This window comes from Pseudonocardia yunnanensis (assembly GCF_039534065.1).
In the GTDB taxonomy this organism is placed as follows: Bacteria; Actinomycetota; Actinomycetes; order Mycobacteriales; family Pseudonocardiaceae; genus Pseudonocardia; species Pseudonocardia yunnanensis.
The window spans coordinates 229,290-249,763 of the sequence record NZ_BAAAUS010000023.1; the positions used below are offsets into that span (position 1 = coordinate 229,290).

A 20,474-nucleotide genomic window follows, 5' to 3' on the forward strand; every position below is an offset into this window, starting at 1 on the left:
CAGCCCGCCGTGGGACGATCAGGCGGTTTGTGGCCGCCAGTGCTCGCGCCCGCCGAGGAATTCGACATGTCCGCACGCCCGATCGATGACACGGCTCCGGCCCGCAGAGCCGGCCGCCGTCCCGTCACCACGCGGTCCGAGATCGAACACATTGCTCTGGAGCTGTTCAGCGAACGCGGCTTCGACACCACCACCGTGGACGACATCGCCAATGCGGCGGGCATCGGACGGCGCACCGTCTTCCGCTACTACCGCTCGAAGAACGACATTCCATGGGGTGCGTTCGACGAGGAGCTCGACCGGATGCGCCGGACCTTCGCCGCGCTTCCCGCGGACCTGCCGATAATGGCGGGAGTCCGGCGCGCTGTCCTCGACTTCAACGAGGTTCATCCGCAGGAGCAACCGTGGCATCGGCGGCGGTTGCGACTGATCCTCGACACACCTGCGCTCCAGGCCCATTCGACATTGCGCTACGCGAAATGGCGTCGGGTGGTGGCGGAGTACGCCGCGTCACGACTCGGCCTGTCGCCCGACGATCTCGTGCCACAGACGATCGGGCACGCCAGTCTGGGCGTGGCGCTGGCCGCTTACGAGCGCTGGCTCACGGAGGGCGGCGACCTGCACGAGCTGCTCGACGTGGTCTTCCGCGCGCTGGAGAGCGGCCTGGTGCCGGAGCCGGCCCGATAGCGGCGCCGGCTCCGGGTGAGCTCACCGCGAGAGCCGCTCCAGCCTGCGAGCCGTGGGCCAGCGCACGGAGTGGGCCCAGCCGAGCTTCTCGAAGATCCGGATGACGCCGGCGGAGATGTCCACCTGTCCACGCTTCACCCCGTGCCGCGCGCAGGTCGGGTCGGCGTGGTGCAGGTTGTGCCACGACTCGCCGAAGGAGAGCACGGCGAGCCACCACACGTTCCCGGAGCGGTCGCGTGCGGCGAACGGGCGGTCGCCCACCATGTGGCAGATCGAGTTGATGGACCAGGTGACGTGGTGCAGCACCGCCACCCGGACGAGGCCGGCCCAGAAGAAAGCGGTCAAGGCGCCCCACCACGACCAGCTGACCAGACCGCCGATGAGGGCGGGCAGGCCGAGGCTCGCCAGCGTCAGCAGGATGAAGCACCTGTCGACCGCCGCGATGTCACGGTCGGCCAGCAGGTCGGGCGCGAAGCGGCGTGCGTTGGTGCGGTCGCGGCCCAGCAGCCAGCCCATGTGGGCGTGCCAGAAGCCGCGGACCAGGGCCGCCGGACCGGTGCCGAACAGCCAGGGCGAGTGAGGGTCGCCGTCCTTGTCGGAGAAGGCGTGGTGGCGCCGATGGTCGGCCACCCAGCCGACGACGCTGCCCTGGAACGCGATGCTCCCCGCCACGGCGAGAGCGACCCGCAACGGCCGCTTCGCCTTGAACGAGCCGTGCGTGAAGTAGCGATGGAAGCCGACAGTGACGCCCAGCCCGCTCAGGACGTAGAAGGCCACGGCGAGGCCGACGTCGAGCCAGCTGAGTCCCCACCCCCAGGCCAGCGGTACCGCGGCGGCCACCGCCAGCAGCGGTATCACCATGAACGCGATGACGAGGGCCTGCTCGGTGTCGGACTTGCGGCCCTCGATGAGGGCGGCGGCCGGCGGGCGTTCCTGCAGGACAGGGGGCATGTGGATCCTTCGCTTCGTCGCAGGGAGCTGAACAAAGGTCACGGTACGGCAACGGGCGGCTTTCGCTTTGGCCATGCGAACCAACCATCGGTCGAATCGAGTTACACGGGCTCACAGGCCCCCGTGATAGGTTCTGCCGCGGTTGCAGTCGTGTCTTCCTCGATCGTTGTGAAGCGTCCGTGGAGAGTGACGGTGGGCTTCACAGGCGATGCAGAGGTTCCAAGCGTTCGTCGGTGTTCCCGTGCAGCCCCCGGTCGGCACAGTGCCGGCAGGGTCCGCTTCACGTATGGAGAACAGGTATGCCGCAGGGCACCGTCAAGTGGTTCAACGCCGAGAAGGGCTTCGGCTTCATCGCGACCGACGACAACGGCCCGGACGTCTTCGTCCACTACTCGGCCATTCAGTCGGACGGCTTCCGCACCCTGGAGGAGAACCAGCGCGTCTCGTTCGAGGCGAGCCAGGGCGCCAAGGGCCCGCAGGCCGACACGGTCCGCCCCATCTGAGAGAGCTTCTCTCGGATCGCAGCTTCGATGCCGGCGCCCTTCATGGGCGCCGGCATCGGCGTCTCGGCGCCAGGCCGACCGGTCAGCTGCCCCCGGCCCATGCCGCCGTGCGGGCCACACCCTCGTCCACGCCGACCGGTGAGAAGCCCAGCGCCCGCGCGCCCGCGTCGTTCACCCGCACCGGCGGCAGGTGCCCGTAGACCTCGGAGCGGCGGGCGTAGGTGTCGGCGTCCTCCCCGAGCGATGAGCCCGGTGGCAGCGTGCGCACCCGCACGCCACCCACGTGGTCGGCGAAGGTGTGCAGAACGCGGCCGAACGTGGCGACCTCGCCGCTCAGCACGTACCGCCGGCCCGGCTCCCCACGCTCCAGCGCGAGCAGGTGCCCGGCTGCCGCGTCCTCTGCGAGGACCCATCCCACGGCGGCGTCCACCACGGCCGGCGCCTCACCACGCGCGGCCGCGATGAACAGACCGTTGTAGGACAACGGCCCCCGTGGGCTCGGGCCGTAGATACTCACCGGGTTGACGATGACCGCGCCCATACCGCCTGCGGCGGCCGTCAGCACAAGCTCCTCGGCAGCGGCCTTGCTCACGGAGTACGGATCGGTGAGGGCGTGCGCCCCCGTCGGGGACTCGGCCACCAGCCCCGAGGAGTCGATCACCGCCGCACTGCTGCTGGTGTAGACGAAGCGCGCCACCCCCGCATCCGCCGCCGCGGCCAGCACCGAGCGCGTGCCCTCGACGTTGGCCCTGCGGGTCGCCTCGGCCGAGCTCTCCACGGAGCCCGCGAGGTGGAGCACCGCGTGGCAGCCGTGCACGGCCCGGCGCACCGCATCGGTGTCGGCCAGATCGCCCACCACGACGTTCACGCCCTCAGGCAGCAGCTCAGCCGCCTTCGCCCGGTCTCGCGCGAGTACACGGACGTCGTGCCCCTCCCGCACGGCCAGCTCGACCAGCGCGCTCCCCAGATAGCCCGTCCCACCGGTGATCATCAGCACCGGAGCATCGTTTCAGCCGCTGGCCGACGATAACCGGCGACAAGTGACATACCTCCACACGGAGCAGCCGTCGATCCTCCGACGCCTACCGGTCGCCCGCCGTTCACGGAGGCCGAACGGACTACGCGCGGAGGCGCCCCCGCTCGTCTCGGAGTCGGGCTCGGTCGCCGCTATGAGCTCTGAAACGCGTGTCGGAACCGTCATGCTCAGTGTTGAGCCTCACAGAGACATGCCAACAGGGCGTGCTCGCGAAACATCGGAGGTCAAGGATGCCGGGCTGGGACAGCTACCGCGCGGTGTACGGCGCGGAGCTGCGCGCGGCGGCGCTGGAGTTCGTCGACCACGGGTGGCCCGTGGTGGAGGAGTCAGCCACGTCGCTCCTATTGATCACCGGCTCGGCCCTCGATGTCCTCGAGGTACCGGCGGCCTGTGGGCGCCAGGTCTGCGCACAGCTGCGCGCCGCAGGAGCGGTCGTGCCGGTCGCGGCCACGCCCACCGGGTCGTGGTGGTTCCCGGTCGCTACCGGGGGCGCGCTCACGGAGGAGCTGAGGGAGACCGCTGGCGTCGCCCTTCACACCGACGGTGCCCCGGTGCTGGCTCCGCCGTCCCAGGTGCCCGACGGCTGGGTGCACTGGCGGGTCGCGCCCGCGCTCACCGGCTACCGGGTGCCGTCGCCAGACCTGATCGTGCATGCCGCCGCCGACGCCGTTCGGTGGCGGGCCGACCGTGAGTTGCACCCGGGCGCCCAGCGGCCCGCCGGTGCGATGGCGGTCGGACTGCGGTTCTGACGGACCGCGCAGCCGGCACCCGGCTCACCTCCCGCTGACGCAGCTCGTCGCGCTGCGCCGGGAGGATCCGGACTCGCCGGTGGTGTGGCGCCCGAGGGCTACTCCCAGGGGGGAGATCCCTTGCTGTGCGGCCGCACCACGAACGTGGCCGGGGTCGGTGGAACACCATCGACCCCGGCCAGACCCAGTTCCGGACAACGGGACTGCGGTCGGGCAGGCAGTATGGGTTCGTGCAGATCTCGGAGAGCCCCGGATCGGAAGCGCCGGAGGCGAAGCGCCCCGCGGGCTCGTTCCCGCGACCTGTCGTCGAGGTCGGCCTGGGTTTCGGCCGGATCGACGCCGCCACCCGCGTGCGTGACCTGCGGCGGATGAAGCGCTTCGCCACTGGGCTGCTGCTGCTCGCCACGGTCATCTTCCTGGTGTCCCGTTGGTGGGAGGTCAACGACGGCCCGGCGTGGATCGGGTACATCCGCGCCACGGCCGAGGCGGGGATGGTGGGCGCGCTGGCCGACTGGTTCGCCGTCACCGCGCTCTTCCGGCGCCCGCTCGGGCTGCCGATCCCGCACACCGCGATCATCCCGACGAAAAAGGACATGATCGGCGACAGCCTCGGCGACTTCGTCGGGGAGAACTTCCTGGCCGAGGACGTGGTGCGCGACAAGCTCGCCCGCGTCCAGGTGTCGCAGCGGGTGGGGGCGTGGATCGGCCAGGAGGCCAACGCCTCCCGCATCACCGCCGAGCTCGCCACGGCCGCCCGCGGCGTCGTCACCGTGCTGCGCGACGAGGACGTGCAGGAGGTGATCGAGCAGATCCTCGTGCCGAAGCTCCTGGAGCGCCCGATCGGGCCGCCGCTCGGCACGGTGCTGGAGGGCGTGCTGGCCGACGGGTCGCACCTGCGCCTGGTCGACCTGGTGTGCGACCGCGCATACGACTGGGTCACGGCCAACCACGACATGGTCCTGCGGGTCGTGCACGAGAGGGCGCCGTCGTGGTCGCCCAGGTTCGTCGACGACCTCATCGCCGACCGGGTCTACCTCGAGGTGCAGAACTTCGCGTGGAACGTGAAGACCGACCCCGAGCACCCGCTGCGCAAGGCGGTCGACCGGTTCCTCGTCGAGTTCGCCACCGACCTGCAGCGCGACCCGGAGACCATCGAGCGCGCTGAGCGGATCAAGTTCCAGATCGTCGGGCACCCGGACGTGCAGAAGTTCATCGGCCAGGCCTGGAGCACCGTCAAGGGCATGATCCTCGACGCCGCCGCCGACCCGTCGAGCGCGCTGCGCAACCGGGTACGCGACGGGTTCATCGCACTCGGCACCCGCCTCAGCAACGACACGGAGCTCCGCGACAAGGTCGACGGCTGGCTGGCCGACGCGGCCGGCTACGTCGTACGGCACTACCGGGCGGAGATCACCACGCTGATCACCGACACCGTCGAGCGCTGGGACGCGGAGGAGACCTCACGCAAGGTGGAGCTGCAGGTGGGACGTGACCTGCAGTTCATCCGCATCAACGGCACGGTCGTCGGCGCGCTCGCCGGGCTCGTCATCTACACGGTCGGTCAGCTGGCGTTCGGCTCGTAGCGCCGGTGGCTCTCCGCGACTGTGCGACAGCGCACGGTGGCCTCCCGTCTCGCCGGTGCAGTCTTTAGCAAGCACACCTAACTCGACCCGTGGCGAGTCCTTGCTGCTCGAACCGGTGACGAAGGCCACGCATCGTGCAAGCTCTGTGCTTGCAACAGCTAGCGTTCGTGGGTAAAGTCGGCGGCGCGAACGGGAGGTGATCGGACGTGCCAGTACCGAGGGCCCCGAAACAGGACGGGCCCGGGGAGCGCGTCGGACACGCGGTCGAGCATGTCGGCCAGGTCGTCGAACAGGCGGGCCAGGCCGTCGGCCAGGCCGTCGACGACATCGGCGGCTACATCCGCAGCCAGCGGGAGAGTGCGCAGGTGTCGCTGCGCCAGCTGGCTCGCACTGCCGGCGTCAGCAATCCCTATCTCAGTCAGATCGAGCGGGGGCTGCGCAAGCCGTCGGCCGAGATCCTGCAGCAGATCGCGAAGGGGCTGCGTATCTCCGCGGAGGCCCTGTACGTGAAGGCCGGGATTCTCGACGAAAGGCCGGCGAGCGACGTCACCGACGCCGTGCTCGCTGATCCGACCCTGACGGAGCGCCAGAAGCAGGTGCTCCTCGAGATCTACCAGTCCTTCCGGCAGGAGGGTGGCAAGCACGTCGCCCCCGGCCACACCACCGAATCATCCTGACGAGGAGTGATCATCATGCCCGTGTCACTACCTACCGCCGCGGACGTCCGCAAGGCCCGTGAGCAGGCCGCCAAGAACGCCGCCGAGCGTGCCGAGGTCGCCCGCACCCCGTTGTTCGCCGTCCTGGGCGCAGGGGAGATCGCCGTCTCCGCCGTGTCCAAGGCCGCCGAGATCGCCCGTGCCCGCGCCGCCGTGGCCCGCACGCGTGCCTCGGCCCAGGCCGAGGACGTGCAGCACCGCGTCGCCGAGCTGCCGCAGCGCCTGTCATCCGAGGAGCTGCGCAAGACCGTGGCGGAGCTGCGCGCGCAGGCCGAGCAGGCCTACGCCGGCTTCGCGGAGCGCGGTGAGAAGACCTGGGGACGTATCCGCAAGCAGCCCCAGGTGGAGCAGGCACTCGCGACGTTCGGCTCCTACACGGAGAAGCTCGACGCGCGTGTCGACGGCCTGGTCGACGACGCCCACGATGCCGCCACCAAGGCCCTGGCCACGGTGACCACCCAGACCCGGTCCACCGGCGAGCGGGTGGCCCGTGCCAGCAAGCTCATCGGCGGGCGCACCGCCGACAAGGTCGCCGACGTGAGTGGTGACGCGTCGAAGGCCGTGGCCAAGGCCGGTGCCGAGACGGCCGGCGCGATCAACGAGGCCGGCGACGAGCTGGCCCACGACGCCCGCAGTGCCACCCGCAGGGCCGCCAACCGCACGGCCCCCAAGGATGCCACTCGCCGCCCGGCCACCCGCCGGACCGGCACGACGAACGGCACGGGTCCGAAGAGCTGACCTGGCCTGCCGCGTGCGCACCCGGTCATTCGACACAGCGCCCCTGAGGATCTCCTGCTCCTCAGGGGCGCTGTGTCGTGGTCGTCCAGGGTAGGCTGCCCGTGTGAGCCTGCTGTACGACCTCGATGACTGGGTGCTGTGGGCGCTGTGGCTGCTGGCCATCCCCGTGGGTGCCTATGCCTTCATTCACGCCCTGATGCAGCGTGCCGACGCGTTCACCGCGGCCGACAAGCTCACGAAGCCGGCCTGGCTCGGCATCACCGGTGCCAGTGTGCTGGTGCTGGTCGTGTTCCAGGGAGGTCCGCGCAGTAGCGGCACCCTGTTCTGGTTGGCGGCTCTGGTAGCCGTGCTCGTCTACATCGTCGACGTCAAGCCCGCGGTGGTGGGCGTGCAGGGCGGCGGTAATCGCTGGTGAGTGACTGGTCCGTCCTCGGCTCGCTGGAGGCGGTCCCCGCGCTCGACCGTCCCGATCTGTTGGGTGAGCCCGTCGCTCACGCCCTCAAGCTGCTAGATCCTGCCGACGCTGCGCTGGTCGGCGTCGCGGAGATCGACCCGGGGCTGGCCGACACAGCGGCGTTCTGCGAGGCCTACGGCTCCCCGCTCGACGGCTCGGCCAACTGCGTGGTCGTGGCCGGTCGGCGCGGCGAGGAGACCCGCTACGCGGCCTGCCTGGTGCTCGCCACCACTCGTGCCGACGTCAACGGGCTGGTCCGCAAGCGGCTGAACGCGCGCAAGGCCTCCTTCGCGCCGATGGACGACGCCGTCGCGCGCAGCGGCATGGAGTACGGCGGGATCACCCCGATCGGCCTGCCCGAAGACTGGCCGGTGCTCGTCGACGCTGCGGTGGCGGCAGCACCCGCCGTCGTGATCGGGAGCGGCGTGCGGCACTCGAAGCTCGCCCTGCCCGGGGAGTTGGCGGCTCGGCTGCGCGGCGCGGAAGTGGTCGACGGCCTGGGCCGGTAGGCCCGGCTCCACGACCAGGCCTTCCGTCGGAAGAGCTCTGGCCACGGTTTCCGTTCATCAGGTGTGGACCGTCAACAGAGTAGAGCCGGAGCGGCTCAAGCTTCCTGTGTTCGCTGCTGGCGGACTTACTTGAGAGCTGGAATTCGTTCAACGGTGTAAGCGTTGACTGGGGCATGACAGAGACGCTGAAGCTGCCGGTGCTTCCGCTCGCCGACTCGGTGGTGCTGCCCGGCATGGTGGTTCCTGTCCGGCTCGACGAGCCGGATGTGCAGGCAGCGGTCGATGCAGCGAACAGCGTCGATCGCAAGGTCCTGATCGTTCCGCGCCTCGACGGCAAGTACGCCGCAGTGGGCACGATCGCCGTCCTCGAGCAGGTCGGCAGGCTCCCCAGTGGAGAGCGCGCGGCCGTGGTGCGCGGTGAGGGCCGCGCGCAGATCGGGTCCGGTGTCACCGGCCCCGGTGCCGCCCTGTGGGTGGAGGCGACTCCCATCCCCGACCCGCCCGTCACGGGCAAGGCGACCGAGCTCGCCAAGGAGTACAAGGCCCTCGTCATCGGGATCCTGCAGCAGCGGGGTGCCTGGCAGGTCATCGACTCGGTGCAGCAGATCACCGACCCCGGCCAGCTCGCCGACACGGCAGGCTGGGCGTCCTACCTCGACCTGGACCACAAGTCCCAGCTGCTCGCCGAGACCGATCCGGTCAAGCGGCTGGAACTGCTGATCGAGTGGACGCGCGAGCACGTCGCCGAGCAGGAGGTCTCCGAGAAGATCGCCAACGACGTCCGCGAGGGCATGGAGAAGACCCAGCGCGAGTTCCTGCTGCGCCAGCAGCTGGCCGCGATCCGCAAGGAGCTGGGTGAGGACGAGCCCGAGGGCGCCGACGACTACCGCACACGGGTCGAGAACGCCGACCTGCCGGAGCACGTGCGCAAGGCCGCGCTCACCGAGGTGGGCAAGCTGGAGCGTGCGTCGGACCAGAGCCCGGAATCGGGCTGGATCCGTACCTGGCTGGACACCGTCCTCGACATCCCGTGGACGACGACCACCGAGGACACCGACGACCTCGTGGCCGCCAGGGCGATCCTCGACGCCGACCACGCGGGCCTCGACGACGTCAAGGAGCGGCTGATCGAGTTCCTGGCCGTCCGGGCTCGGCGCAACCGCCGTGGCCTCGACAAGGTCGGCGGACGTGGGTCGGGTGCCGTTCTGTCGCTGGTCGGCCCGCCCGGCGTCGGTAAGACGTCGCTGGGTGAGTCGGTCGCGCGGGCCCTGGGCCGCAAGTTCGTCCGCGTCGCCCTGGGTGGTGTGCGGGACGAGGCCGAGATCCGCGGGCACCGGCGCACCTACGTCGGCGCGCTGCCCGGCCGGATCGTGCGGGCCATCCGCGAGGCGGGCTCGATGAACCCGGTCGTGCTGCTCGACGAGATCGACAAGGTCGGCAGCGACTTCCGGGGTGACCCGACCGCGGCGCTGCTCGAGGTGCTCGACCCTGCGCAGAACCACACGTTCCGCGACCACTACCTCGAGGTCGACCTCGACCTGTCGGACGTGCTGTTCCTCGCCACGGCCAACGTGTACGAGGCCATCCCCGGCCCGCTGGCCGACCGGATGGAGATCGTGACGCTCGACGGCTACACCGAGGCGGAGAAGGTCGCCATCGCGCGCGACCACCTGCTGCCGCGGCAGGTCGAGAAGGCGGGCCTGGAGCCGTCCGACGTCGAGTTCTCCGAGGTCGCACTCGGCATGATCGCCGCCGAGTACACGCGCGAGGCGGGTGTGCGGCAGCTGGAGCGTGGCCTGGCGAAGGTCCTGCGGAAGGTCGCCGTGCAGGTCGACTCGTCGGACGTCGAGCGTCCGGTGCACATCGACGCCGACGCTCTGGTGGGCTACCTGGGGCGGCCGAAGTTCACGCCGGAGACGGCGGAGCGGACGTCCGTGCCTGGTGTCGCCACCGGGCTCGCGGTCACCGGCGCCGGCGGGGACGTGCTGTTCATCGAGGCCACCTCGATGGAGGGCGAGCCTGGTCTGACCCTGACCGGCCAGCTGGGTGACGTCATGAAGGAGTCGGTGTCGATCGCGCTGAGCTACCTGCGCTCCCGCGGCCTGGCCGGCGACCTGGCGTCGCGCAAGCTGCACGTCCACGTGCCGGCGGGCGCCGTGCCGAAGGACGGGCCGAGCGCCGGCATCACGATGACCACGGCTCTCGCGTCGCTCGCCAGCGGGCGACCGGTGAAGTCGAACGTCGGGATGACGGGTGAGGTCACGCTGCAGGGCAAGGTCCTCCCGATCGGTGGGGTCAAGCAGAAGCTGTTGGCCGCGCACCGGGCCGGGCTGACCGACGTGATCATCCCGAAGCGCAACGAGCCCGACCTCGACGATCTGCCGGAGTCGGTGCGCGGTGAGCTGCGGGTGCACCCGGTGGCCGACGTCGCCGACGTCCTGAAGCTGGCTCTCGAGCCGGTTCAGGTGGCTACCGCCGCCTGATTTCCCTACCCGCGACGAACGGCACTCTCGTCCGAAAGGATCGGACGGGAGTGCCGTTCGTACGTTCAGGGCGTCGTCAGCGGAACACCACCGTCTTGTTGCCGTGCACCAGCACCCGGTCCTCCAGGTGCCACCGCAGGCCGCGGGCCAGTACGAGCCGCTCGATGTCGCGGCCGCGGCGCACCATGTCGCTCGCGGTGTCGCTGTGGTCCACCCGGATCACGTCCTGCTCGATGATCGGTCCGGCGTCCAGGTCGGGTGTGACGTAGTGGCACGTGGCGCCGATCAGCTTCACCCCGCGCGCGTATGCCTGGTGGTAGGGCCGGGCGCCGACGAACGAGGGCAGGAAGCTGTGGTGGATGTTCAGAGCCCGCCCGGCCCACGCCCGGCAGACCTGGGCCGGAAGGATCTGCATGAAGCGGGCGAGCACGATCGCGTCGGGGTCGTAGCCCTCGACGAGCCCGCTCAGCTCGTCGAACGCCTTCTCCTTCTCCACCGCGTACCGCACGTTGCCCGGCGGCGGGAACTCGACGTGGTGGAACGGCACACCGTGCGCGCGCACGATGTCGCCGAGCTCGTCGTGGTTGCCGATCACGGCGTCGAGCTGCACCGGGAGCTCACCGGCCGCGACGCGGCCCAGCAGGTCGTGCAGGCAGTGCGGTTCCTTGGTCACCAGGAGCACGGCGCGCTTGGGCACCGCGGTGTCGGTGACCGTCCAGTCGGTCTGCCCGCCGAGCTCCGCGGCGACCTGGGCGAAGCGGTCCCGCAGCTCGTCGACCCCGTAGGGGAGCGAGTCGGCGCGCACGACCTGGCGGGTGAAGAACCATCCGGTGTCCGGGTCGGAGTGGTACCCCGCCTCCGTGATCCAGCCGCCGGCGTCCGCGAGGAAGCCTGCGATCCTCGCCACGATGCCGGTGGTGTCGGGACAGCTCAGGGTGATCACATAGCGCTGGTCGGCGGTCGCATCCACAAGGGGATCGTGCCTTGTGGCCGACGCGGTGTGGCAGACGGCATGCCCTAGACGGCGCAGCCGCAGCGCATCCTGTTCCCCGTGACTTCACGGGCAAACGGCACCGATGACAGAGCCCACACCCGGCGTCGCGCAGTAGCCGCAATGACGTTCGCGACCGGTGTCATCGTCGCCAACAACTACTACGCCCAACCGCTCGAAGACGCACTCGCCGAGGCTTTCCACGCCACCTCGTCGCAGGTCGGCGTGGTTCTCACCCTCATCCAGCTGGGCTACGCGTTCGGGCTCGCCACCATCGTGCCCCTGGGCGACCTGCTGGAACGCCGCAAGCTCGTCGTCACGATGCTGTCGATGACCGTGGCGGGCATGCTGGTCGTCGCCGTCGCCCCGTCGCTGAGCGTCCTCGGCGCGGCCGCGACGCTCGTCGGGCTCACGACGGTGGCCGCGCAGGTGCTCGTCCCCTTCGCCGCGCACCTCGCCCCTGAGGGCCAGCAGGGCAAGACGATCAGCACGGTGATGAGCGGGTTGCTGATCGGCGTGCTGGTCTCGCGGGTCGTGGCGGGGCTGGTGTCGCAAGCGCTCGGCTGGCGTGCGGTGTTCGTGCTCGGTGCCGTGCTCACAGCGGTGGCGGTCGTCCTGCTCTGGCGCACGCTGCCGGTGCTGCCACCCACCACGAAGATGCACTACTTCGCACTGCTGCGCTCGGTCGTCACCCTGCTGCGCGAGGAGCCGGTGCTGCGCTGGCGGGTGGTCTACAGCGCGACGAGCTACGCGGCGTTCAGCGCCCTCTGGACCAGCATCGGCTTCATGCTGGCCGCACCCCCGCACGACTTCGACCAGGGCGTCATCGGGCTCTTCGCCCTGTTTGGCGTGGCAGGGGCGGCGGCCGCTCGGTTCGCAGGCCGGTTGGCCGACCGTGGCTGGGCGCACCACGCGGTGGGCGGGTTCCTGCTCGTCTCGACGCTGGCCTGGCTGCTGATCGGCCAGGGCGCCGGTCCAGGGGCCGGCGCGGTGGTGGCGCTCGCGATCGGGCTGCTGCTGTTCGACCTCGGCGTGCAGGGCGTGCACGTCAGCAACCAGGCGATCGTCTACGCGCTGCGCCCCGAAGCGCGCAGCCGGCTCAACTCGGCCTACATGACGCTCTACTTCCTCGGCGGCGCGGTGGGAAGCGGCTTGTCGGCGGCGGCCTATGCGAGCAACGGCTGGCTCGGGGTGTCGGTGCTCGGCGGGGTGCTGCCGGCGGTCGGGCTCGCGTTCTGGCTGGTGGACACCGCAATGCGGCGTCGAGCCCGGGAGCGTGCCGGGGTGGTCAGTGTCGCTGCTCCAGCCACTCGCGCGTGAACTGTGTCTCCAGGTCGAACAGCTCTCCGATCCGCCCGACCACGACGTCCTCGATCCGGCCGCCGATCAGGGGGACCTTGACGCTGATGTCGAGGCGCAGGAGGAGCTCGCTGCCCGGGTTGGCGTCGTGCAGCTGCATGCCACCTGCGGCTGAGGCGGGCGTGTTGTGGATCGTCACCGCCACCGTGGCGTCGTAACGGCCCGGGCCCTGCTTCTTCCAGCTCTCGGCGCGCTCGATGGTGATGTTTCCCGGCAGCACCGTGCGGATCGCGGCCGGCATGTCCTGCGAGTCGAGCCCGTGCCGCAGGCGGTAGCGCACGCCGTCGGCATCGGGGTGGTGCTCCAGGAGTGCCGCGCCCGGGCCCCCGATCTTCGCCAGCCGCGCGCGTAGGTACTCGGGGTCGGTCATCGTGGCGTACACCTCGTCGGCGGGGTACGGCCACGTGGACCGGTAGTCGAATTCCCGTGGCATAGGGGGAGGCTACCGTTGACCCTCGTGCCGGTACCTGAAGTGGCCACGCGGCTCGCGCCGCTGACGACGTTGCGGCTCGGCGGACCGGCGCGCACGGTCGTCGCTGCGCCCTCCGCAGAGGCAGTCGTCGAGGCCGTTCGGGCGGCCGACACATCCCGGGAGCCCCTGCTGCTGCTCGGCGGCGGGTCGAACGTCGTCATCGCCGACGAGGGGTGGAAGGGCACCGTCGTGCGGATCGCCAGCACCGGACGGGCCGTGGAACACGGCGAGAACGGCTCCGTGGTGCTCACGGTTGAGGCGGGCGAGGACTGGGACGGGGTCGTCGCGGCCAGCGTGGCCGATGGGCTCGGCGGACTGGAGTGCCTCTCCGGGATCCCCGGCAGGACCGGCGCCACCCCCGTGCAGAACGTCGGTGCCTACGGTGTGGAGATCGCCGAACTGCTCCTCGACGTCGACCTCTACGACCGCGGCGCAGGCGTCGTCCGTGAACGCGTGCCTGCGGACGAGTTGGGCCTGGGGTATCGCACCAGCGCCCTCAAGGGCCGCGACGACGCCATCGTGTTGCGCGTCCGGCTCGCGCTCTCCACCGACGCCACGAGCGCGCCGATCCGCTACCCGGAACTCGCCAGGGCGCTCGAGGTCGAGCCCGGCTCGCGGGTTCCGGCGGCAGCGGCACGGGAGGCCGTGCTCGAGCTACGCCGCGGCAAGGGCATGGTGCTCGATGCGGCCGACCACGACACGTGGAGCGCCGGCTCGTTCTTCACCAACCCCGTGCTCCCGGAGGCCGAGGCTCCGGAGGGCGCGCCGCGCTGGCCGGCCGGTCCGGGACTGGTCAAGGTCCCGGCGGCCTGGCTGATCGAGCACTCCGGGTTCCGGAGGGGGCATCCCGGGCCCGGGGGGCGCGTCGCGCTGTCCGACAAGCACGTGCTCGCCCTCACCAACCGCGGCGACGGCACCACCGCCGACCTGCTCGCGCTGGCGAGCGACGTGCGGCGCGGCGTGCAGGAGCGGTTCGGGATCGAACTGGTGCCGGAGCCGGTGCTGGTCGGCTGCCGGATCTGATCAATGCGTACGCTCCGCAGAGCAGCGTTGCAGGGCAACCGGGCGGGGGGTCCGGGCGTCTCTCTCCCTGCGGGAAGTGCTGTGAGGGGAAGTTCATGAAGAGGATCCTGCTGGTCCTGGCAGTGGTGCTGATCGGTTCGCTGGGTGTGGTCACCGCGGCCACCGCCGCCGGACGGCAGGCCATGGAGTCGGTCTCGAGTGCAGCGCAGCCGGAGCCGGACCCTCCACAGGTCGCGGCTCCCGTGGCCAAGGTCTCCTACTCGCCCGCGGCCGGTTCGGACAGCACCAACCCGACGGCCACGGCCACGGCCACGGTCCGGGACGGAAAGTTCGACGAGGTCACCCTCACCGGTCCGAAGGGGAAGCCGGTCAAGGGCTCGTTCAACAGCGAGCACACGGAGTGGACCACCGAGGGTCCCCTCGCCTACGGCACGACCTACACCTGGAGCGGCAGCGCCGTCGGCACCGATGGCAAGTCCGAGCCGGTGAACGGATCGTTCTCCACCCTCTCGCCCGCGAAGACCGTGCGCGGCACGCTCAACATCGGTGACGGGCGCACCGTCGGCGTCGCGGCACCGGTACGCATCCAGTTCAACGGCCACGTCGCCGACCGGGCCGCAGTCGAACACGCCCTGTCGATCAGCACGTCGGTGCCCGTGGAGGGCTCGTGGGGCTGGCTGCCCGACGAGGGCGGCGGCTCGCGGGTCGACTGGCGGCCCAAGGAGTACTGGCCGAGCGGCACCACCGTCACCGTCAAGGCCGAGCTCTTCGGGGTGGGCTACGGGCAGGGCGCCTACGGCGCCGCCAACGTCACGTCCACCTTCGAGATCGGTCGCGAGCAGATCGTCAAGGCCGACGTCAACAGCCACCGGATGATCGTCATCCGCGACGGGAGCCAGATCGCCGACTTCCCGGCGAGCTACGGGCTCGGCACCGACCCCAACCGCAACACGCGCTCGGGGATCCATGTGGTGAGCGAGAAGTTCACCGACAAGCGGATGGTCAGCGAGCAGTACAACTACGACACGGTCGAGCAGTGGGCGGTGCGGATCAGCAACAACGGCGAGTTCATCCACGCCAACCCGGCGTCGGCGGCCGCGCAGGGCTCCGACAACGTCACCCACGGTTGCGTCAACCTCTCGATCGACAACGCGAAGTCCTACTACGACACGGCGCTCTACGGCGACCCGGTCGAGGTGACGGGCACGCCCGTCCAACTCTCCGCGCGTGACGGCGACATCTGGGACTGGACGCTCAGCTGGGACCAGTGGGAGAAGCTCTCCGCCCTCTAGTGCCGAGGAAACGAGGTCGTCTTACCCGCCTCCGGCGCCCAGACGGCGCCTCGCGGCGTTGTCGTCGGCGCCGATACAACAGCGGTATCGGCGCCTCCTCCGCCTTGCGATGCATCCGTCTGGACACCGGATCCGGGCAAGGAACCCCGTTCCCGCGACACTAGTTCCGGTTGGCGCCCGGCTCGTCGGGGTACGCGCCCGCATGCGCCCCGATGATCTGAGCGAGCAGGCGGTCACCCGCGCCGAACCCCTCCCCGAGGAGTTGGCGGTCGAGCGCGGCGGAGAGGACCGGCGGGCGGCGGCCGTCGAGATCCTGCGCGACTCCGAGGAGCGGATCGCGGAGGCGGTGGAGGGCAATGCGCCCGCCGACGCGGCCACCGAGCGCAGGCAGTCCGAGGAGACGACCTCGTAGCTGAGGCCGGCGCTACCGGCCCTCGGGCGCTCCGCGGAGCACCGCAGCGGCGTCCCGCACCGTGGTGCGGATCCGGTACAGGCTCGAGGTCGCGACGATGTAGAGGGTGCGCCCGTCCTCACCCCCGAAGCACAGGTTGCCGATCTTCTCCGGCACGGGCACACGCTCCACCCGCTCGCCTGCCGGGTTGAACACCTGCACCGAGTCCAGGCTCGACGTCCACACGTTGCCGGTCTCGTCCACCCGTATGCCGTCGGGCAGCCCGGGGTCGACCTCGACGAACTCGCGACCGTTCTTGCACCGCCTGCCGTCGAACACGTCGTAGCAGTGGATCGAATGGCCGCCCGGCCGGTTCGGGTCACGCCGGCCGTCGGGCGGGGCGACGCCCGAGTCGGCGACGTAGAGCAGCGACTCGTCGGGCGAGAACGCGAGCCCGTTCGGCATCTCGACGTCGATGACGACCGGGGTGACCGATGCGTCCCGCGGATCGAACCGGAACACGTAGTGGTCGCGGTACTCCAGTTCGCCGGGGTGGCCTTCACCGGGCTTCTCGATCCCGTACGAGGGATCGCTGAACCAGATGGTGCCGTCGCTCTTGACGACGACGTCGTTCGGCGAGTTGAACCGCACCCCGGCCCACCTGTCGACGATGGACTCGACGACGCCGTCGCGCTCCCGTTCCACGGCACGCCTGCCGTGCGAGCACTGGACCACCGAACCGTCGAGGTCGAGCGTGCGTCCGTTGGTGAACTCCACGTCATCGCGGTACACGCGCAGCTCGCCGGATTGCTCCGAATATTCGAGGATCCGGTTGTTCGGGATGTCGCTGAAGCGCAGGGTCCTGCTCTCCTGCAGCCACACCGGCCCTTCGGCCCAGACGGCTCCGGAACCCACCTTCTCGAGCACGGCACCGGACTCGATCAGCATCGCCATCAGCCTTCCCGCTTCATCCGCGTGGCGCTCGCCTGGTTGCGCGGCTTGATGACGATCTCGTCGATGTTCACGTTGCTCGGCCGGGTGGCGGCGAACGCGATCACGTCGGCGACGTCGTCGGGTGTCAGCGCCTCGATGCCCCGGTACACGCCGGCCGCCCGGTCCGCGTCGCCGTCGAAACGCACGAGGGAGAACTCGGTCTCCACGAGTCCGGGCAGGATTTCCGTGAGCCGCACCGGCTGGCCGAGCAGCTCGCCGCGCAGGGTGCGGTGCAGCATCGCCTGTGCGTGCTTGGCCCCGGTGTAGCCCGCGCCGTTGTCGTAGGCCTCGATGGCCGCGATCGAGGTGACCGTGATGATGTGCCCGTCGCCCGATGCGAGCAGCGCAGGCAGCAGCGCCTTGGTGACGCGAAGGGTGCCGAGCACGTTGGTCTCGAACATCCAGCGCCAGTCCTCCTCGTCGGCCTGCGCGACCGGCTCTAGGCCCTTGGCGCCTCCCGCGTTGTTGACCAGCAGTCGGCAGACGGGTACCGCGGCGGCGAACGAGGCGACCGACTCTGGATCGGTGACGTCCAGGCGCACCGCCGTGCCGTCGATCTCGGAGGCGATCTCGGCGCATCTGTCGACGCGGCGCGCTCCGAGTACGACGTGGAAGCCGGCCTTCGCGAGGGCATAGGCCGTGGAGGCCCCGATGCCCGAGCTGGCGCCGGTGACGACGGCGGTGGGTCGGTCGGTCATGGCCCGAGCCTAATGCGGTGGGAGAAGCTCACTCCAGGCCCTGCTGGGCGCTGCGCGAACCCCGCCGCACGGCCGCCCGCTGCCACGAGTACACCCCGTACCCGAACGCGCCGAGCAGCGTTCCGGCGATGCACGTGGCGAACCAGATGTCCAGTGGCCTGCCGGTTACGGCCCACGCGGCGAGCAGGACCACTGCCCCGACAAGCCACAGCGTCGTGCCGACTACCGCCACGGTGCCGACGTGGCTCAGCCGGGGCGAGAGCGGCGGTGGCTCGACCATGTCGCCAGCGTACGTCCGTCACCCGATCGATCTACGGTGAGCGCGTGCTCGAACGTCTCTTCCACGTGTCCGAGCGCGGCTCCACCGTCGGTCGTGAGCTGCGCGGCGGGCTCGTCACATTCGTGACGATGTCCTACATCATCGTTCTGAACCCACTGATCCTCGGCAGTATCGCCACGAGCGGACCGGGTGCCAAGCCGGACGCGTTGGGCAACGTTCTCGGAATCCCGCAGGTTGCGGCGGTCACCGCACTGGTCGCCGGGATCATGACGCTGTTGTTCGGGCTCGTCGCCAACTATCCGTTCGCGATCGCGACCGGACTCGGGATCAACTCGCTCGTCGCCGTCACGCTCGCACCGATCATGAGTTGGCCGGAGGCGATGGGTCTCGTCGTGATCGACGGAGTGATCATCGTGTTGCTCGCCGCATCCGGATTCCGCACGGCGGTGTTCAACGCGGTGCCGCCGGAGCTGAAGGCTGCGATCGCCGTGGGGATCGGGCTCTTCATCGCGTTCATCGGGCTCGTCGACTCCGGCTTCGTGCGGCGCATCTCCGACGCGGCCGGCACCACCGTGCCGGTGAGCCTGGGCATCGAGAACTCGATCGCGTCGTGGCCGACGTTCGTGTTCGTGATCGGGCTGCTGATCACCACGGTCCTCGTGGCACGGCGGGTGAGGGCAGCGATTCTGCTCGGTGTGATCAGCACCACGGTGGTGGCGATCATCGTCGAGGCGATCGTGCACGCCGGGCCGTCGGCGGGCACGAACCCGAAGGGGTGGGCGCTGTCGGTGCCGACACTTCCCGACAGCATCATCGGCCTGCCCGACCTCTCGTTGGTCGGTGCCGTGTCCTTCGGTGCGTTCGTCCACCTCGACCTGATCACGGTCGTGCTGCTGGTGTTCACGCTCGTACTGGCCAACTTCTTCGACGCGATGGGCACGATGGCCGGACTGGGCCAACAGGCCGGGCTCGTCGGCCCGGACGGTCAGTTGCCCCGCGTCGGCAAGGCCCTCATTGTCGAGGGTATGGGCGCGGTGGTCGGTGGCGCGGCATCGGCGTCGTCGAACACGGTGTACGTCGAGTCGGCAGCGGGCATCGCGGAGGGCGCACGCACCGGCCTGGCCAACGTGCTCACCGGCCTGCTCTTCCTGCTCGCGATGTTCTTCACCCCGCTCTACTCGATCGTGCCGATCGAGGCCGCGGCGCCGGCGCTCGTGATCGTGGGGGCGTTGATGATGCGGCAGATCACCCAGATCGACTTCACCGAGTTCCGGGTGGCGCTGCCGGCCTTCCTGATGATCGTCGTCATGCCGTTCACGTATTCGATCGCCAACGGCATCGGAGCGGGCTTCGTCGCCTATGTCGTGCTGGCCGCGGCCACGGGCCGTGTCCGCTCCGTGCACCCGTTGATGTGGGTGGTGGCCGTGGCCTTCGCCGGCTACTTCGCGGTGGGGCCACTGCGGGGACTGTTCGGCGCGTAGAGGCCTTGCGCCCCAAGGAAGGGCAGGCTAACCTTCCCTACGTCGCTTCGTGGTGGGAGTGACGCGTCAGTTCGGGATCGCGTCGGGGTCCTGGCCCACAGGCCAGGGCCCCGACGCACGTTCTGGGTCGGTGCTGCCCGTCTCAGGGGGCGTAGATGCGCACCCAGTCGACTTCGAGCTGTACCTGGGCCGGGGTGGTGTCGTCGAGTGGCGGGATCCAGTCCTTGCCGTAGGGGCCGATGTCCTGCTGCATCGCGAGGTGCATCGGGCGCGGCGGGATGGTCTTCGGGTCGGTGCTGCGGAAGATCTCCTGGCCATCGATGAAACCGGCCACGTGGTCGGGGCCCCACTCCACGGCGTAGTTGTGCCACTGGGTGAAGTCGCCGGGTGTGGTGGTGCCGATCTGGCTGTTGTCCTCGCTGTAGTGCAGGACGAAGTGACTCTCGTTGCGCTGCCCCTTGGGGATCTCCATGAAGTTGATCTCGCCCCCCTCCGGCCAGTCCTCGGCGTCCGGCCAGAGCAGGATGACCGCGCCGTAGCCGGTGCCCTGCTGCGCGCGGGCCCGCACCTCCCAGCGTCCGTACTGCTGACCCTCCGACCACGCCATGCCTCCCGAGGAGTAGCCGTGGCTGGTGATCTTCAGCGTCCCGTTCGAGACCGAAATGTTGTCCGGATCGTGGCGGCCGACGCCGCCGGTGGTCTCCCCGCTGTAAGCGGACCAGAGGCCGGTGTTCAGCGTGGTGCCGTCGAACTCGTCGTTCGACACGAGCGGCCAGTTGTTCCGTATCGCGGCCTCGGTGTCGGAGCGGGTGCTCGGGTCGAGGGTGGAGCGGCCCTCAGGGCGAATCGGGTCGCGGGTGTCGATGCCCTCGGCCGGGGCTGCGGCCGGTGTCTGCCCGCCGTCACCCCCGCCCTGGCTGACCGCGACGCCGATCAGCACGCCCAGCAACGCGGCCACCACCGCGACGGCCACCATGACGATGGCCGTCCGGCGCTTGACCGTCGGCGGGGGATTGTCCGGTGGGTCGGGCATGGTCAGCTGTTGCGTGTCGGCCACGCCGGAAACCGTAATGTGACACCACTGT

Annotated in this window: 22 protein-coding genes; 14 read left to right on the forward strand and 8 right to left on the reverse strand. The window is 70.2% G+C overall.

The window, feature by feature from the left end:
* Positions 1-66: 66 nt before the first annotated feature.
* Positions 67-687 (forward strand): mycofactocin system transcriptional regulator, encoded by a 621-nt coding sequence (gene mftR, locus ABD743_RS20880; RefSeq protein ID WP_344723808.1) that lies wholly within the window; start codon positions 67-69, stop codon positions 685-687.
* A gap of 21 nt (positions 688-708) precedes the next feature.
* Here mftR and ABD743_RS20885 read toward each other — a convergent pair whose 3' ends face one another.
* On the reverse strand, positions 709-1,638 hold the full coding sequence (locus ABD743_RS20885) for an acyl-CoA desaturase (protein ID WP_344723809.1): 930 nt from the start codon (positions 1,636-1,638) through the stop codon (positions 709-711).
* 299 nt (positions 1,639-1,937) lie between these two features.
* Between ABD743_RS20885 and ABD743_RS20890 the strand changes: the two genes are divergently transcribed.
* Positions 1,938-2,141 carry a cold-shock protein gene (locus ABD743_RS20890; protein WP_142059975.1) on the forward strand — a complete coding sequence of 68 codons (204 nt, stop codon included), beginning with the start codon at positions 1,938-1,940 and terminating at the stop codon, positions 2,139-2,141.
* 82 nt (positions 2,142-2,223) lie between these two features.
* Here the strand turns inward: ABD743_RS20890 and ABD743_RS20895 are convergent, their stop codons facing one another.
* Positions 2,224-3,132, reverse strand: a complete 909-nt coding sequence (locus tag ABD743_RS20895; protein WP_344723949.1) for an NAD-dependent epimerase/dehydratase family protein — start codon at positions 3,130-3,132, stop codon at positions 2,224-2,226.
* Between the two features lie 275 nt (positions 3,133-3,407).
* On the opposite strand from ABD743_RS20895, the gene ABD743_RS20900 reads away from it, so the two are divergent.
* The 7 genes from ABD743_RS20900 (at position 3,408) to lon (ending at position 10,409) form a co-directional block, all read left to right on the forward strand.
* Complete coding sequence (locus ABD743_RS20900) at positions 3,408-3,926, forward strand: bifunctional DNA primase/polymerase (protein WP_344723810.1); 519 nt, start codon at positions 3,408-3,410, stop codon at positions 3,924-3,926.
* 368 nt (positions 3,927-4,294) lie between these two features.
* Positions 4,295-5,509: a DUF445 domain-containing protein gene (locus ABD743_RS20905; protein ID WP_344723950.1), complete on the forward strand. Its 1,215-nt coding sequence runs from the start codon at positions 4,295-4,297 to the stop codon at positions 5,507-5,509.
* A 326-nt stretch (positions 5,510-5,835) separates the two neighbouring features.
* Positions 5,836-6,186 (forward strand): helix-turn-helix domain-containing protein, encoded by a 351-nt coding sequence (locus ABD743_RS20910; protein WP_344723951.1) that lies wholly within the window; start codon positions 5,836-5,838, stop codon positions 6,184-6,186.
* A 21-nt stretch (positions 6,187-6,207) separates the two neighbouring features.
* Positions 6,208-6,963 carry a hypothetical protein gene (locus ABD743_RS20915; RefSeq protein ID WP_344723811.1) on the forward strand — a complete coding sequence of 252 codons (756 nt, stop codon included), beginning with the start codon at positions 6,208-6,210 and terminating at the stop codon, positions 6,961-6,963.
* Between the two features lie 112 nt (positions 6,964-7,075).
* Complete coding sequence (locus ABD743_RS20920; protein ID WP_241038661.1) at positions 7,076-7,378, forward strand: DUF2516 family protein; 303 nt, start codon at positions 7,076-7,078, stop codon at positions 7,376-7,378.
* Positions 7,375-7,926, forward strand: a complete 552-nt coding sequence (locus ABD743_RS20925; protein WP_344723812.1) for a YbaK/EbsC family protein — start codon at positions 7,375-7,377, stop codon at positions 7,924-7,926. The genes ABD743_RS20920 and ABD743_RS20925 overlap by 4 nt, the downstream gene beginning before the upstream one ends.
* 173 nt (positions 7,927-8,099) lie before the next feature.
* On the forward strand, positions 8,100-10,409 hold the full coding sequence (gene lon / locus ABD743_RS20930; protein ID WP_344723813.1) for an endopeptidase La: 2,310 nt from the start codon (positions 8,100-8,102) through the stop codon (positions 10,407-10,409).
* Positions 10,410-10,485: 76 nt separating this feature from the next.
* Here lon and purU read toward each other — a convergent pair whose 3' ends face one another.
* Entirely contained in the window at positions 10,486-11,379 is an 894-nt protein-coding gene (gene purU / locus ABD743_RS20935) for a formyltetrahydrofolate deformylase (protein WP_344723814.1), read from the reverse strand.
* Between the two features lie 144 nt (positions 11,380-11,523).
* Between purU and ABD743_RS20940 the strand changes: the two genes are divergently transcribed.
* Positions 11,524-12,720, forward strand: a complete 1,197-nt coding sequence (locus tag ABD743_RS20940) for an MFS transporter (protein WP_344723815.1) — start codon at positions 11,524-11,526, stop codon at positions 12,718-12,720.
* On the opposite strand, the gene ABD743_RS20945 is transcribed toward ABD743_RS20940, so the two are convergent.
* Positions 12,689-13,192 (reverse strand): DUF2505 domain-containing protein, encoded by a 504-nt coding sequence (locus ABD743_RS20945; protein WP_344723816.1) that lies wholly within the window; start codon positions 13,190-13,192, stop codon positions 12,689-12,691. The two genes, ABD743_RS20940 and ABD743_RS20945, sit on opposite strands and share 32 nt — an antisense overlap.
* 24 nt (positions 13,193-13,216) lie before the next feature.
* Between ABD743_RS20945 and ABD743_RS20950 the strand changes: the two genes are divergently transcribed.
* The 3 genes from ABD743_RS20950 to ABD743_RS20960 all read left to right on the forward strand — a co-directional run bounded on the left by ABD743_RS20950 (position 13,217) and on the right by ABD743_RS20960 (position 15,958).
* On the forward strand, positions 13,217-14,254 hold the full coding sequence (locus tag ABD743_RS20950; protein WP_344723817.1) for a UDP-N-acetylmuramate dehydrogenase: 1,038 nt from the start codon (positions 13,217-13,219) through the stop codon (positions 14,252-14,254).
* 95 nt (positions 14,255-14,349) lie between these two features.
* Positions 14,350-15,546, forward strand: coding sequence for a L,D-transpeptidase (locus ABD743_RS20955; protein ID WP_344723818.1), 1,197 nt, complete (start codon positions 14,350-14,352; stop codon positions 15,544-15,546).
* A gap of 202 nt (positions 15,547-15,748) precedes the next feature.
* Complete coding sequence (locus tag ABD743_RS20960; protein ID WP_344723819.1) at positions 15,749-15,958, forward strand: hypothetical protein; 210 nt, start codon at positions 15,749-15,751, stop codon at positions 15,956-15,958.
* Positions 15,959-15,970: 12 nt separating this feature from the next.
* On the opposite strand, the gene ABD743_RS20965 is transcribed toward ABD743_RS20960, so the two are convergent.
* Genes ABD743_RS20965 through ABD743_RS20975 form a run of 3 tightly spaced genes read right to left on the reverse strand, consistent with a single transcriptional unit; the run spans position 15,971 to position 17,908 of the window.
* The gene (locus ABD743_RS20965; protein WP_344723820.1) at positions 15,971-16,891 is read right to left on the reverse strand and encodes an SMP-30/gluconolactonase/LRE family protein; all 921 of its coding nucleotides are present in this window, start codon (positions 16,889-16,891) and stop codon (positions 15,971-15,973) included.
* Positions 16,891-17,628, reverse strand: a complete 738-nt coding sequence (locus tag ABD743_RS20970) for an SDR family NAD(P)-dependent oxidoreductase (protein WP_344723821.1) — start codon at positions 17,626-17,628, stop codon at positions 16,891-16,893. Before ABD743_RS20970 ends, ABD743_RS20965 begins: the two co-directional genes overlap by 1 nt.
* A 28-nt stretch (positions 17,629-17,656) precedes the next feature.
* The gene (locus tag ABD743_RS20975; RefSeq protein ID WP_344723822.1) at positions 17,657-17,908 is read right to left on the reverse strand and encodes a DUF2530 domain-containing protein; all 252 of its coding nucleotides are present in this window, start codon (positions 17,906-17,908) and stop codon (positions 17,657-17,659) included.
* Between the two features lie 44 nt (positions 17,909-17,952).
* Between ABD743_RS20975 and ABD743_RS20980 the strand changes: the two genes are divergently transcribed.
* Positions 17,953-19,389 carry an NCS2 family permease gene (locus tag ABD743_RS20980; RefSeq protein ID WP_344723823.1) on the forward strand — a complete coding sequence of 479 codons (1,437 nt, stop codon included), beginning with the start codon at positions 17,953-17,955 and terminating at the stop codon, positions 19,387-19,389.
* Positions 19,390-19,531: 142 nt separating this feature from the next.
* Here the strand turns inward: ABD743_RS20980 and ABD743_RS20985 are convergent, their stop codons facing one another.
* On the reverse strand, positions 19,532-20,446 hold the full coding sequence (locus ABD743_RS20985) for a glycoside hydrolase family 16 protein (RefSeq protein ID WP_344723824.1): 915 nt from the start codon (positions 20,444-20,446) through the stop codon (positions 19,532-19,534).
* Positions 20,447-20,474 lie beyond the last annotated feature (28 nt).

Excerpts from the sequence above, each read along its gene's own strand:
- mftR (WP_344723808.1), top strand. The coding sequence starts at position 67 with ATGTCCGCACGCCCGATCGATGACACGGCTCCGGCCCGCAGAGCCGGC.
- ABD743_RS20885 (WP_344723809.1), bottom strand. The coding sequence starts at position 1,638 with ATGCCCCCTGTCCTGCAGGAACGCCCGCCGGCCGCCGCCCTCATCGAG.
- ABD743_RS20890 (WP_142059975.1), top strand. The coding sequence starts at position 1,938 with ATGCCGCAGGGCACCGTCAAGTGGTTCAACGCCGAGAAGGGCTTCGGC.
- ABD743_RS20895 (WP_344723949.1), bottom strand. The coding sequence starts at position 3,132 with ATGATCACCGGTGGGACGGGCTATCTGGGGAGCGCGCTGGTCGAGCTG.
- ABD743_RS20900 (WP_344723810.1), top strand. The coding sequence starts at position 3,408 with ATGCCGGGCTGGGACAGCTACCGCGCGGTGTACGGCGCGGAGCTGCGC.
- ABD743_RS20905 (WP_344723950.1), top strand. The coding sequence starts at position 4,295 with ATGAAGCGCTTCGCCACTGGGCTGCTGCTGCTCGCCACGGTCATCTTC.
- lon (WP_344723813.1), top strand. The coding sequence starts at position 8,100 with ATGACAGAGACGCTGAAGCTGCCGGTGCTTCCGCTCGCCGACTCGGTG.
- ABD743_RS20940 (WP_344723815.1), top strand. The coding sequence starts at position 11,524 with ATGACGTTCGCGACCGGTGTCATCGTCGCCAACAACTACTACGCCCAA.
- ABD743_RS20945 (WP_344723816.1), bottom strand. The coding sequence starts at position 13,192 with ATGCCACGGGAATTCGACTACCGGTCCACGTGGCCGTACCCCGCCGAC.
- ABD743_RS20955 (WP_344723818.1), top strand. The coding sequence starts at position 14,350 with ATGAAGAGGATCCTGCTGGTCCTGGCAGTGGTGCTGATCGGTTCGCTG.
- ABD743_RS20960 (WP_344723819.1), top strand. The coding sequence starts at position 15,749 with ATGCGCCCCGATGATCTGAGCGAGCAGGCGGTCACCCGCGCCGAACCC.
- ABD743_RS20965 (WP_344723820.1), bottom strand. The coding sequence starts at position 16,891 with ATGGCGATGCTGATCGAGTCCGGTGCCGTGCTCGAGAAGGTGGGTTCC.
- ABD743_RS20970 (WP_344723821.1), bottom strand. The coding sequence starts at position 17,628 with ATGACCGACCGACCCACCGCCGTCGTCACCGGCGCCAGCTCGGGCATC.
- ABD743_RS20975 (WP_344723822.1), bottom strand. The coding sequence starts at position 17,908 with ATGGTCGAGCCACCGCCGCTCTCGCCCCGGCTGAGCCACGTCGGCACC.